The sequence below is a fragment of the Chitinilyticum litopenaei DSM 21440 genome, from assembly GCF_000428145.1.
GTDB lineage: Bacteria > Pseudomonadota > Gammaproteobacteria > Burkholderiales > Chitinibacteraceae > Chitinilyticum > Chitinilyticum litopenaei.
In genome coordinates, this window is sequence record NZ_ATZJ01000062.1 from 1 (window position 1) to 12,885 (window position 12,885).

At 66.6% G+C, this 12,885-nt stretch carries 9 protein-coding genes; 5 read left to right on the plus strand and 4 right to left on the minus strand.

Annotation, left to right across the window (positions count from 1 at the left end; genetic code table 11):
* Positions 1-54: 54 nt before the first annotated feature.
* Together C515_RS0115815 and C515_RS0115825 are read right to left on the minus strand one after the other, a co-directional pair.
* Positions 55-987 carry an IS5 family transposase gene (locus C515_RS0115815; protein WP_028456099.1) on the minus strand — a complete coding sequence of 311 codons (933 nt, stop codon included), beginning with the start codon at positions 985-987 and terminating at the stop codon, positions 55-57.
* Between the two features lie 242 nt (positions 988-1,229).
* The gene (locus C515_RS0115825; protein ID WP_028456313.1) at positions 1,230-1,865 is read right to left on the minus strand and encodes a TetR/AcrR family transcriptional regulator; all 636 of its coding nucleotides are present in this window, start codon (positions 1,863-1,865) and stop codon (positions 1,230-1,232) included.
* Positions 1,866-1,970: 105 nt separating this feature from the next.
* Here C515_RS0115825 and C515_RS21530 point away from each other — a divergent pair, with 105 nt between their 5' ends.
* The 4 genes from C515_RS21530 to trpC all read left to right on the plus strand — a co-directional run bounded on the left by C515_RS21530 (position 1,971) and on the right by trpC (position 8,851).
* Positions 1,971-3,407: an efflux transporter outer membrane subunit gene (locus tag C515_RS21530; RefSeq protein ID WP_043650023.1), complete on the plus strand. Its 1,437-nt coding sequence runs from the start codon at positions 1,971-1,973 to the stop codon at positions 3,405-3,407.
* Between the two features lie 125 nt (positions 3,408-3,532).
* The gene (locus tag C515_RS0115835; protein ID WP_051305025.1) at positions 3,533-4,672 is read left to right on the plus strand and encodes an efflux RND transporter periplasmic adaptor subunit; all 1,140 of its coding nucleotides are present in this window, start codon (positions 3,533-3,535) and stop codon (positions 4,670-4,672) included.
* Positions 4,673-4,810: 138 nt separating this feature from the next.
* A complete protein-coding gene (locus C515_RS0115840) occupies positions 4,811-7,864 on the plus strand; it encodes an efflux RND transporter permease subunit (RefSeq protein WP_028456315.1) in 3,054 nt (1,017 codons plus the stop codon).
* A gap of 171 nt (positions 7,865-8,035) precedes the next feature.
* Positions 8,036-8,851, plus strand: coding sequence for an indole-3-glycerol phosphate synthase TrpC (gene trpC, locus C515_RS0115845; protein WP_028456316.1), 816 nt, complete (start codon positions 8,036-8,038; stop codon positions 8,849-8,851).
* A 313-nt stretch (positions 8,852-9,164) separates the two neighbouring features.
* Here trpC and C515_RS0115850 read toward each other — a convergent pair whose 3' ends face one another.
* Positions 9,165-10,874 (minus strand): NAD-binding protein, encoded by a 1,710-nt coding sequence (locus C515_RS0115850; RefSeq protein ID WP_028456317.1) that lies wholly within the window; start codon positions 10,872-10,874, stop codon positions 9,165-9,167.
* A gap of 6 nt (positions 10,875-10,880) precedes the next feature.
* On the minus strand, positions 10,881-11,264 hold the full coding sequence (locus C515_RS0115855) for a DUF6394 family protein (RefSeq protein WP_028456318.1): 384 nt from the start codon (positions 11,262-11,264) through the stop codon (positions 10,881-10,883).
* A gap of 206 nt (positions 11,265-11,470) precedes the next feature.
* Between C515_RS0115855 and C515_RS21535 the strand changes: the two genes are divergently transcribed.
* Positions 11,471-12,337, plus strand: a complete 867-nt coding sequence (locus C515_RS21535) for a lytic transglycosylase domain-containing protein (protein WP_051305026.1) — start codon at positions 11,471-11,473, stop codon at positions 12,335-12,337.
* Positions 12,338-12,885: the final 548 nt, after the last annotated feature.

Here is a 12,885-nt window from a genome sequence, read left to right on the forward strand (position 1 = left end):
GGCTCTGTTGCATAACTCAGCCACAGGCCGAGACTCCCCAACCCCCTGACGGATTCAGGCCACGCGCACCGTCACCGGTGTGCCCAACTGTGTGAAGCGGTTCAGCAGGGCGGCACGAACCTGGAGCTCCGCTACCTGCCGCTCAAACGTGCGAGCCTTCACCCGTTCACCCAGCAATTTGAAACAGCGCATCTTGGCTTCAACCAGACTGCGCTGGTGGTAAGTACTCCAGCGTTTCCAGATCGCGGGCCCCAGCCGGCGCATCGCGCGCAGCGCTTCGTTCCGCACCCTGGCGCCGTCGCTTTGGTCTTTCCACGGCTGGCCGTTTTTGCGTACCGGAATGATTGCTTCCGCCCCGCGTGCCGCAATCGCGGCATGGCACGCCTTGGTGTCGTAAGCGCCATCGGCGCGAACGCTGGCAATCGGCTCGTCGGCTGGAATCTGCGCCAGCAAATCCGGCAGAACCGGTGCATCACCGACGCCATTGCCGGTGACCTCAATTGCGCGGATTTCCAGCGTTTGCGCATCAATGCCCAGATGCACCTTGCGCCATTGCCGGCGGTATTCGGCGCCATGTTTTTTGCGTTTCCACTCGCCTTCGCCGAGGAATTGGATGCCGGTGCTGTCGATCAGCAGGTGTAAGCCACCCTGGCTGCGTCGCGCCGGAATCCGCACTGTCAGAGTCTGCTGACGACGGCTGAGCGTGCTGTAATTCGGTGCCTGCCAGTCGAGGCCGGCCAGCTTGATCAGGCTCTCGACCATGCCGATGGTCTGGCGCAGAGCCAGGCCGAACAGCACCTTGATCGATAGGCAAAACTGGATGGCGGCCTCGGAGAAGGTGGGCTGCCGCCCGGCCTTGCCGCCGGCCGGGGCATACCATTGCATGGCTGGATCAAGCCAGATCAGCAACGAGCCGCGCGCCTTGAGCGCGGCGTCGTAGTCACGCCAGTTAGTGGTTTTGTACTTGGCTGGGGCGGGCTTGGTCATCGCCGGAGTTTACCCGCCAGGCTCAGGTGCGGGGAGTTGTGCAACAAAGCCGCTGCAGCCAGAAAATCCCGGCGACCGTCTTGCCGTCGGTGATCGAGCCATCAAGCACGCCGGCGACCAGCTCGTCCAGCGTCATGGCGATGCATTCGACGAATTCGCCTTCGTCCAGCTGCGCGGCGCCGCCCGCGGTACGCCGCCGGGCGCGTCATGGCGCCAAGCGCAAGGCGGCGGGGCTGTGGTGTTCACGGCCGGGGCGCGTAGCCGGCGAGGAAGAGGCGCACGGCGCTGGCGACATGGGCGTCGATCTCGGCACGGGCGGGGGTGGCGACGGAAAACTGCACGCGGCGCAGGATGCCGGCGTCGCACAGGGCGAGAAACTGTTCGGCGGCCAGCGCGCAGTCGGTGATGGCGAGCTGGCCGCTGGCGTCGAGGCTGGCCAGATAGGCGGCCAGCCGGGCGTTGCACGGCGCCAGGCACTGGGCTTCAATCAGCCGCCCCAGCTCGGGAAACTGCAGCGATTCGGCCAGCACGATGCGAAACAGCGCCAGCTCGTCGTCTTCCAGCAGGCTCAGCAGCCAGCCGCTGCCGGCGGCGGCCAGCACCTCGGCGGGGCTGGCGGTCTCGGGCGCGGCGCTGGAATCCGTGGCGGGCTTGCGGCATTCGCCGGTGATCAGCGCGACAAACAGCGCTTCCTTGCTGGCGAAATAGTTGTACAGCGTGCCCTTGGACACGCCGGCCGTGCGCGCGATCTGCGCCATGCTGCTGCCGGCAAAACCGTGCTCCAGAAACACGGCCCGCGCGCCGGCGAGGATTTGCGCGCGCTTGGGGCTGTCGTGTTCGTCAGCGTTTGCCGTGGGGCTGTGAAAGTCAGTTGTCATACATTTTTACACTTGCCAAATTGACCGAACCGTTCGGTCAGAATAGCATCGAATGCGACCAGCATAGACACCAAGGCGCTGGCACTCAAGCGCCACGGAGACACCATGTTCCGCCTCACTCCCCTTTTCGCGGCGCTGCTGCTGACGGCCTGCGCCGTTGACCTGCCGCCTGCCGATCCGGTTCTGCCGGCCGCCAGCCAATGGCAGGAGCCCGTGCCGCAAGCCCCCGCGCTGGCCGATGCCCGCGACTGGTGGCGCGCCTGGCAAGATCCGGCGCTGGCAAGCCTGATCGAGGCGGCGCTCGCCGGCAATCCGGCCCTGGACGTAGCCGCGGCACGCATCCGCGAGGCGCGCGCCAGGGCCTATTCGGCGCGCTCCTACCTGTGGCCGACGGTAAACGGCAGCGCCGGCGCCACCCGCGCGCAGAACACGCTGCAGGATGCACCGCTGGGCAATAGCCTGCAGGCGGGCCTGGATGCCAGCTGGGAAATCGATCTGTGGGGCGGCATCCGCGCAGCCGAGCAAAGCCTGCGCGCCGATCTGGCCGCGCAGCTCTACGCCGAACGCGATGCGCGCCTGAGTCTGGCTGCCGAAACGGCGAATGCCTATGTGGCGCTGCGCGCCTATCAGAAAATGGCGGCCATCATGCAGGCCGATCTGGTCTCGCGGGAACGCAGCGCGCGGCTCACGCGCGACAAGCAGTCGGCCGGGCTGGCCAGCCCCGTCGATGTGGCGTTGCTGGAGGCCAGCCTGGCCGAGGGCCAGGCCCAGCTGGCCGAGCTGCAGGAAGGCATCGCGCTGGCCTACAAGGCGCTGGTGGCGCTGACCGGCAAGGACGAGACGGCCTTGCGCGCGCAGCTGGCCACGGGCAGCCTGCCCGCGCCGGTCGGCTTTGCCCTGGACACCCTGCCGGCGCGGCTGGTCGAACAGCGTTTCGATGTGCGCATCGCCGCCGAACAGGTCAAGGGCGCCGCCGCGGCCGTGGGCGTGGCCAAGGTGGCGCGCCTGCCCTCGCTGTCGCTGTTCGGGGCGATCCAGATCGGCGAACAGCGCAGCCAGGGCGTGGAAATCAGCGGCAGCAGCTGGTCGTTCGGGCCGACGCTGAAACTGCCCCTCTTCAATGCCGGCCGGCTGCAGGCCGACCAGGACGCCGCCGAGGCGCGCTATGACGCGGCCCAGGGCGCCTACCGGCAAACCGTCATCCAGGCCGTGCGCGATGTCGAGGAGGCGATGGTGCGCCTGAATGCTGCCGACCGGCGCCTTGAGGCGACCCGCCGCGCCGTGGCCGGCTACCAGCAACAGCTGGACGCCAGCGACGCCATGCAGCGCGTGGGCTCGGCCAGCCTGCTGGATGTCGAGATCTCGCGGCGCTTCTGGCTGGGCGCGCAAACCCGCGCCATTGCACAGGAACGCGAACGGCTGGCGTACTGGATTGCGCTGTACAAGGCCGCCGGCGGCTGGAATACCGCCGACCTGACTCCCGCCGATTACCGGGGCGAGTCGCCGGCCAGCCGCGCCGCAGCAGGGCCGGGAGATTCCTGAGCGCCGCCGGTGGCATTGGCAGCAACGAGCAAACATCACCATCAACCAGGAATACCTTCGCCGGCCAGCCGGCGAACACAGGGCAGCCAGGGCCTGCGGGCCGGCTGCCGCATACGGGGAAAACCATGCCAAATACACGCTCATCCTCCTTCTCGCTCCGCTCGCGCAGGACACTGCTGATCGTGCTGATCGCCGCCGGCGCGGGGCTTGCCGCACTCGTGCTGGCGCTGCGCCCCGGGACGCCGGCCGGCAGCGACAAGGCCGCGGCCAGCCAGCCCGCCGCCCAGCCCAAGCCGGCGCTGACGGTAGAGCTGATCACGCCGGAGCAGGTCAGCTGGCCGCAGCTGGTCAAGGCCAATGGCAATGTCAGTGCCTGGCAGGAATCGCGCATCGGCAGCGAAATCGGCGGCCTGCGGCTGGTGGAAGTCAGCGCGCAGGTGGGCGATCGCGTGCAGCGTGGCCAGGTGCTGGCGCGCTTCAATGACGAAACCGTGCGTGCCGAGCTGGCGCAGGCGCAAGCCGCGCTCAGCGAGGCCCAGGCCGGCTTTGCCGAAGCCCGCCAGAATGCCGACCGCGTGCGCCAGCTGGGCAACAAGGGCGCGCTCTCCGAACAGCAGATTACCCAGGCGCTGACCCAGGAGCAGACGGCCAGTGCCCGGGTGAAATCGGCCGAGGCACAGCTGAAGACCATGCAGGCGCGGCTGGAACAAACCCGCATCAAGGCGCCCGACGACGGCGTGATTTCGCAGCGCGACGCCAGCCTTGGCGACATCGGCCAGCAGGGGCAGGAGCTCTTCCGTCTGGTGCGCCAGGGGCGCATCGAATGGCGCGCCGAAGTCACGGCCGCAGACAGCAGCACGCTGCGCCCCGGACAGAGCGCCAGCATTACCACGCCGGATGGCAAGACGGTCGCCGGCAAGGTGCGCATGGTGGCGCCGACGGCCGATCCGCAGACTCGCAACATTCTGGTCTATGTCGATCTGGAAGCCGGCGCCAGCGCCAAGCCGGGCATGTTCGCCCGCGGCGAGATCGCCACCGGTGACGCCGCCGCGCTGGTGCTGCCGGGCAGCGCCGTGCTGCTGCGCGATGGCTTTGCCAGCGTGTTCACCGTGACGCCCGAACAGCGCGTCAAGCAGCTGCGCGTCACGCTGGGCCGCCAGCAGGGCGAGCGCATCGAGGTGCGCGGCCTGCCGGCCGGCACCCGTGTCGTGGCCAGCGGCGGCGGCTTCCTCGCCGATGGCGATGTGGTGCGCGTCAAGCCATGACCGCCAACACGGGGAAAGCCACCTTGCACGACAGTCCGTGGCGGCAAGGCCGCTCCCTCTCCCCTTACCCTCTCCCGGTGGGAGAGGGGGACACGCTCAAGGCCTGCGGCCTTGGGTCACTATTGACGGATTAATGCCATGAACGTCTCTGCCTGGTCGATCAGGAACCCCATCCCGGCCATCCTGCTGTTCATCCTGCTGTCGCTGGCCGGCCTGCTGGCGTTTTCGAAAATGAAAGTGCAGGACTTCCCGGACATCGAGCTGCCCATGGTCAGCATCACCGCCGTGCTCGACGGCGCGGCGCCGGCGCAGCTGGAAACCGAGGTCGCGCGCAAGATCGAAAACTCGGTCTCGGCGCTGCAGGGCGTCAAGCACGTCTACACGACCATCACCGACAGCGTGGTCACCATCAATGTCGAATTCGTGCTGGAAAAGCCGATTGCCGACGCGGTGGATGACGTGCGCGATGCGGTATCGAACGTGCGCGGCGACCTGCCATCCGACATGAAGGACCCGGTGATCGGCAAGATCGAGTTTTCCGGCATCCCCTTCCTCGTCTACACGGTGGCCGACCCCAGGATGGACGAGGAACAGCTGTCCTGGTTTGTCGACAACACCATCACCCGCGCCGTGCGCGCCGTGCCCGGCGTGGGCAAGGTCAGCCGCGTGGGCGGGGTGAGCCGCCAGGTGCAGATCGAGCTCGACCCCGACCGCATGATGGCGCTGGGCGTCACCAGCAGCGACATCTCGCGCGTGCTGGCGCGCACGCAAAAGGATGCCTCGGGCGGCCGCACCGACATCGCCGGCACCGAGCAATCGCTGCGCACGCTGGCCACCGTCGAATCGGCGGCCGAACTGGCGCGCATGGACATCACCCTGCCGAACGGCCGCAGCGTGCGCCTGGAACAGATCGCCCGCGTCAGCGATACGGTGGCCGAACGCCGCAGCATTGCCCAGCTCGACGGCAAGCCGGTGGTGGGTTTTGAAATCACCCGTTCGCGCGGCGCCAGCGAAACCGCCGTGCAGGCGGAAGTCGAAGCGGCGCTGGCCAGGCTGAAGGCCGAGCACCCCGAGCTGCAGCTGACGATGGCCTACGACATGGCCACGCCGGTGCAGGAAGGTTTCGACGGCTCGATGATGCTGCTCTACGAAGGCGCCCTGCTCGCCGTGGTCGTGGTGTGGTTCTTCCTGCGCGACTGGCGCGCCACGCTGGTTTCGGCGGCGGCGCTGCCGCTGTCGGTGCTGCCGACCTTTATCGCCATGTACCTGATGGGCTTCACGCTGAACACGGTGACCCTGCTGTCGCTGGCGCTGGTGGTGGGGATTCTGGTTGACGATGCCATCGTGGAAATCGAGAACATCGTGCGCCACCTGCGCATGGGCAAGACGCCCTTCCAGGCCGCGCTGGAAGCGGCCGACGAAATCGGCCTGGCGGTGATTGCCACCACCTTCGCCCTGATTGCCGTGTTCCTGCCGACCGCCTTCATGAGCGGCGTGGCCGGCAAGTTTTTTGTGTCCTTTGGCTGGACGGCGGCCATTGCGGTGTTTGCCTCGCTGGTGGTCGCCCGTCTGCTGACGCCGATGATGGCGGCCTACCTGCTCAAGCCGATTGCCCATGCCGAGGAGCAGGGCCGGCTGATGCAAGGCTATCTGCGGCTGGCGGCCTGGTGCCTGATCCACCGCAAGACCACGGCGCTGCTCTCGCTGCTGTTCTTTGTCGGCTCGCTGGCGCTGGTGCCGCTCTTGCCCACCGGCTTCGTGCCGGCGGACGACCGCTCGCAAACCCTGGTCAGCCTGGAGCTGCCGCCGGGCGCCACGCTGGCGCAAACCGCCGTGCTGGCCGAAGAGGCACGCCGCATCCTCGACGCCATGCCGGCGGTCGAGCGCATCTACACGGCCATTGGCGGCGGCAGTGCTGGCGCTGACCCCTTTGCGCCAGCCGACGCCAAGGTCAATCAGGCCAATCTGACGCTGACGCTGGTGCCGGCAAAGGCGCGCGCCAAGAAAACCGTCATCGAAAGCGAGATCCGCAACGCCCTGCAGGATTTGCCCGGCGTGCGCGTCAAGGTGGGCCTGGGCCAGTCCGGTGAAAAGCTGCAGCTGCTGCTCAAGTCCGACGATCCGCAAGCGCTGGCGATGGCGGCCCGCGATGTCGAGCGTGACCTGCGCACCCTGCCCGGCATCGGCGCGGTGAAATCCGGCGCGAGCCTGGTGCGCCCGGAGGTGGTGATCCGCCCGGACCTGGCGCGCGCCGCCGACCTTGGCGTCACCGCGCTGGCGATTGCCGATACCGTGCGCGTGGCCACCGTGGGCGACTACGAGGCGCAGCTGGCCAAGCTCAATCTGCCCGAACGGCAGGTGCCGGTGGTGGTGCGCCTGCCCGACAGCTTCCGCAGCGACCTTGAGCGCCTGCGCAAGCTGCGCGTGCCCAGCACGCAGGGCACCGTGCTGCTGGAGCAGGTGGCAACCGTCGAGTTGTCGAGCGGCCCCAGCCAGATCGGCCGGCTTGATCGTTCGCGCAATGTGTTGTTCGAGGTCGAGCTCAACGGCCGCTCGCTGGGCGAGGTCAACAACGAGGTCGCCGCACTGCCGGCGATGCAGCAGCTGCCCGCCGGCGTCAGCCGCGCCGAATTCGGCGACGCCGAGGAAATGATGCGGCTGTTTGCCAGCTTCGGCCTGGCCATCCTGACCGGCGTGCTGTGCATTTACATGGTGCTGGTGCTGCTCTTCAAGGATTTCATGCAGCCCATCACCATTCTGGCCGCCTTGCCGCTGTCGATTGGCGGCGCCTTCGTGGCGCTCTTGATCGCCAACAGCGCCTTTGCCATGCCCTCGCTGATCGGCCTGATCATGCTGATGGGGATTGCCACCAAGAACTCCATCCTGCTGGTGGAATATGCGATCGTGGCGCGCCGCGAGGGCATGAGCCGCTTCGACGCGCTGATGGATGCCGGCCGCAAGCGCGCCCGCCCCATCGTGATGACCACCATCGCCATGGGCGCCGGCATGCTGCCGATTGCCATCGGCTGGGGCGTGGATGCCAGCTTCCGCGCCCCGATGGCGATTGCCGTGATCGGCGGCCTCATCACCTCGACCTTCCTGAGCCTGCTGGTCATTCCGGTGGTCTTCACCTTCGTCGACGATCTGGTGCAATGGTGGCAGCGCAAGCGCGGCAGGGCAGTCAGCGCCTGATCATGGGTATATGGCTGCAGCCAATTGCTCAATTGGGCTGCAGCCTCATACCCGATACAAAATCCAAGCCGCCAGCCGCAAGCGCCCCGCATTGCCCGGCGGCGCCGCGCGCAGTGGGGGGCTGATTTGTGGTAAAAAGCCGGTTTAGCGAAACGTCAGCCGAGCCGTGCCATGTCCGACATCCTGAAGAAAATCTGGGCCACCAAGCGTGAGGAAGTTGCTGCCGCCAGGGCCAGAATCCCCCTGAACGAGATCCGCGCGCAGGCCGAGGCCAACGGCGCCGACTTGCGCGATTTTGTCGGCGCGCTGCGCGCCAGGCACGCCGCCGGCCTGCCGGGCATCATTGCCGAAATCAAGAAGGCCAGCCCGAGCAAGGGCGTGATCCGCGCCGATTTCCGCCCGGCCGAACACGCCGCCGACTACGCGGCGCACGGTGCGGCCTGCCTGTCGGTGCTGACCGACGCCCCGTACTTCCAGGGCCACGAGGACTACCTGAAGGCCGCGCGCGCGGCCTGCACGCTGCCGGCGCTGCGCAAGGATTTCATGGTCGACGAGTACCAGATCTTTGAAGCGCGCGCCTGGGGCGCCGACTGCATCCTGCTGATCGCCGCCGAGCTGAGCCTGGCCGAGATGCGCGATTTCGAAGCCATCGCCCACAGCCTGGGCATGGCCGTGCTGGTGGAAGTGCACAACGGCGACGAGCTGGAGGCCGCACTGCAGCTGAACACGCCGCTGACCGGCATCAACAACCGCAATCTGCGCACCTTCGACGTCACGCTGCAAACCACGCTGGACCTGCTCGCGCGCATCCCCGCTGACCGCATCGTGGTCACCGAATCCGGCATTCTGGCGCCGGACGATGTGGCGCTGATGCGCGACCACCACGTGCACACCTTCCTGGTTGGCGAAGCCTTCATGAAACAGCCGCAACCGGGTGCGACGCTCCAGGCGCTGTTCCAGCCGGCCTATCCGGGCCTCGGCGGCTAGACGCTGTTGATGTGTGATTAATTGTTACGCGCTGGGCTCTTTGGTCGCGGTGCCCGGCATTCGCCGCGCCGCAGTCGCGGTGCTGTCTGCGGCGAGTCACGCCACCACAAGACAAAAGAGCCCAGCGCCTGCCATATACAGCATGGGCTATTACCCTGCAGCCCTTTCCTAAAAAAGGCTGCATGGACATACCCTTGACAGAAGCCGCCGCACGCCCCTGCGCCGCCGGCGTGACGCGCGCGTGGCGCCAGCACGGCCGCCTGCCCGTCCCGGCTGACTTGGGCGGCGGCGCGGCCCCACGCTGCGCCGGCCCTTACTGACTGCGGCTGGCCCTGGCCTGCCGCTGGCGCGCCAGCCAGCGGAAGACACTGCCGCGCGGCGGATCTTCGCCGGTGCGCAGATAATCCATCAGCGTCGGATTCTGCAAGGCCCACTGCATTTCCCGCTGCGCGCGCGGCGTACCGACAAACAGCAGGCGCGCGCCCAGCTGCAATTGCTGGCTGGGCTGCGGCAGGGCGATGTGATGCCCGCCGTACTGGTACAGCAAGGGCAGGCAATCCAGCGAGCGCTCGCGATCGACCGGATCGCGCAACAGGTCACCCAGCCGCAGCGGCGGCAAGGGCTGGGCCAGGAAGGCGTGGACAAAGCCCTTGTGCTGGGCGGTCAGCTCGATGGCCCAGCGTTCCGGCACTTCGCCCTCGCACAGGTGCAGCAACTGCTCTTCCAGGGTGCTCGCCCAGCCTTCGCTATAGGTCTGCATCAGTTCGAGAAACTGGGTCAGCAGCGGCGTGGTCATCGCCACCAGCGCCTGGCGGGCGACAATCTGGCTGCGCACCACCGTCAGGTCGGGGCGCACGGCCTCGAAGAGGCTGCGGTTTTGCGCCAGATTGCGCCGCGCCACCATCATGATGTCCGGGCGCAATTCACGCGCCGTGGCGATGGCCGACAGATTGTTCACATCATGGTCGTGGCAGACGATCATGCCGACGGCCTCCCTGATGCCGGCCAGCTTCAGCTCCCTTTCCTCGACCCCGGTGCCGTGCACCAGCAGGCCTTCCGGCAGCTCGGGATGGTCTTCTTCATCGATGACCTTCACCTGCATGCCCTGCTGCACCAGCGCGTGATACACGGCGTGGCCAAAACGGCCGAAACCGACGATCAGCCACAGGCCGCGCGGCGGGTGAAACAGCCCCGGAATGGGCCGACCTGGCAGATCGGTCAGCGTCTGCCACAGGCGGTAATGGCTGGGCGAGCGCAAGGCCATGCGAAATTCCATGCCGACGGTGTCGAACATGTTGATGACATGATTGGCACCAAACGAGGACATATTGCGCGCCACCTGCCGCGTGCGGGCGCGGCCGATGCTCAGCAGCCTGGGACGCAGGGCGTGGCTGGCCATCATGGCGGCCAGATTGGCATCCTCGTCGCCGGTCAACGCCAGCACGCCCCTGCACAGCTTGTGCGTCAGGCCCGCCAGCTGCAGCACTTCCGGGTTGGAGGCATTGCCAACGATGGCCGGCACATCGGCATGAAAGCCGGCGAGCAGCACTTCATGCACCTTTTCCTCGCGCAGGTCGACCACGACAAACCGTTCGCGCCGCTCGTTGAGCACGCGCGCCAGCAATTGCCCGGTCTGCCCGTAGCCGAGAATCAGGTAGAAGGGCGCCGGCATGCGCCGCACCTTGAGCGTGAAACGCGCCAGCTGCATGGCGTGCAGAAAGCCCTTGTCCTGAAACAGCGCCAGCAGACTGCCCAGCGTGTAGGTCCAGCCAATCACCGACAGGTAGATGCACGCCAGCCCCCAGGCGCGCTGTGCCGGCGAAAAGGCATAGGGAATCTCGCCAAAACCGATGGTGGTGGCGGTGTAGCTCATGAAATAGAAGGCGTGGAAGAAATCCAGCTGCGCCTCGCCCGCCGGCGGCGCCACCAGCACCAGACCGAAGATCGACACCGCATAGATCAGGATCAGCGTGATCAGCGGCACGCGCATGCGCCGCAGCGCCAGGAAGAAGATGTTGTACATCGCCTGTTATCTGCGCTGGCTCAGCGTCTCGCCGATCAGCAGCACCACCGAGACGATATTGGCCATCATCGCGCCACCGGCCAGCGAGACGATGGTCGACATCAGCTTGGGCGTCATGCCGGTGTCCGTGCCGAACAGCGCATAGCCCCAGACGCAGGCGGCCGTGATCAGCTGCAGATCGGCCACCAGGCTGGTCGAGAGATGAATGGCGCCCAGCTGGGTGCGATCGCCGACCTTGAGCACGGTGGCGATCAGGTTGACGACAATCGCCGCCATCAGCTCGAAGGAATCATGCTGGTGGATGGCGTCGATTTCTCCGACGAAGAAGCCGAAATTGAGGGTGAAGGCGAGGATGATGAAAAAACCGAAAATGACCTTTTCCAGATTCATGCAAGGCTCCAGCAATGTTGGGTGATTGGTCTGAAGTCTAGCCGCAACCCGGGCCGGCAGTCAGCTTTCTCGCGCTGGACTGCACCATGGCCGCCCCGCCCGCCGTTGATCGGTCCACCCGCCCTTCCATCCCTCCCCCGGCGCACGCGGGGCTTGCCTGCCGTGCCGTTTGCATATGCTGACATTTTGAGGCCGGGATCAGAACCATGAGCGCAACACGGCTGGCCTGCTGCGGCATCCTGCTCGCCCCCGTGGCCGCACTGTGCATGGCAAGCACGGAAAGTGCCTGGGAAACGCAATTGCCGCGCCTGCAGAAACTGGAGCGCAGCGACCCGTGGGAAGCCGCACGCGCGTATTGCGAAGCAGCCAGACACGGCATTGTCGAAGCCCAGTACCGCCTGGGCATGCAGTATGCCTTCGGCATGGGCGTGCCCGAGAACCGCGCCCAGGCCGCGTCGCTGTTTTCGCTGGCATCCGAGCAAGGCCACGCCGAAGCCCACAGCATGCTGGAAACCATCCGCCTGAGTTCGACCGAGCTGCCGCCGTGCATGCTGGCCGAGGTGGCGCCGGAGCGCATCCCGCCCGGCCCGGGGCTGCGCACGGACCGGCTCTCGCCGAGCCAGCGCCAGATCGTGCAGATCATCACGCAACTGGCGATCTGGCACGATGTCGATCCGCAACTGGCCGTCAGCATTGCCATGATCGAATCGGGACTCAATCCGCGCGCGGTGTCGCCGAAATCCGCCGCCGGCATCATGCAGCTGATGCCGGCCACGGCCGAGCGCTTCAATGTGAAGGATTCGTTCAATGTCAGCCAGAATGTGCGCGGCGGCGTGCGCTACCTGCGCTGGCTGATTGACCGCTTCGACGGCAATATCGAGCTGGTGGCCGCCGGCTACAATGCCGGCGAAAAAGCGGTCGAGCGCTACAAGGGCGTGCCGCCCTATGCCGAAACGCGCAATTATGTCGCCAAGCTGCGCAAGCTCTATCCGTCCACCGTGCACATGCCCGACCGGGCGCGCTGGCAAGCCCGCCAGCAGGCGCAGGAGCAGCGCAAGACGGCCCGCAAGTGAGCCGCCCGGCACTGGCCGAAGCGCACTGCCCCCCAAGCCCCTTTCGACCCCGGCGAAACGGCAAGCTGCCGGCCAGCCCGGATACAGAGCCCATCGCCCACAGGGCAGCCCCGCCATTCTTGCCGGCGGCTTTGTCGCCAATGCGCGCCAAGACCCGTATCGGCTTGCGCTGGGCTTCGCGCAGGCTACCTTGGCGGGGCTGCGTGAAAACCAATCAAACCTCAACAGAGCCTAGCCAGCTCAGCACTCGATCATACCGGCGTCCCACGGGAATTCCCTTGTATCTCGCAGTACTTGGCGGTTAGCTTCCGCCAATCGGGAGAAGGACAGCTTGTGGATTCCCTTAAGGTCCAAACCTTGTATCGCAGATCAAGCCCTTCTCCCACCTCTTCGCCAGCCTGAACACTGAACGGTAGCCAAGGGCCCAGACCCTGCATGCACAAGGCAAGTGGGTGAAGTTGGCAAACGCAATCACTGGAAACAAGCATGATCTATCTCGGTATCGATGTCGCCAAGGCCAAACTGGATTGCGCCCTTCTGCGTGATCC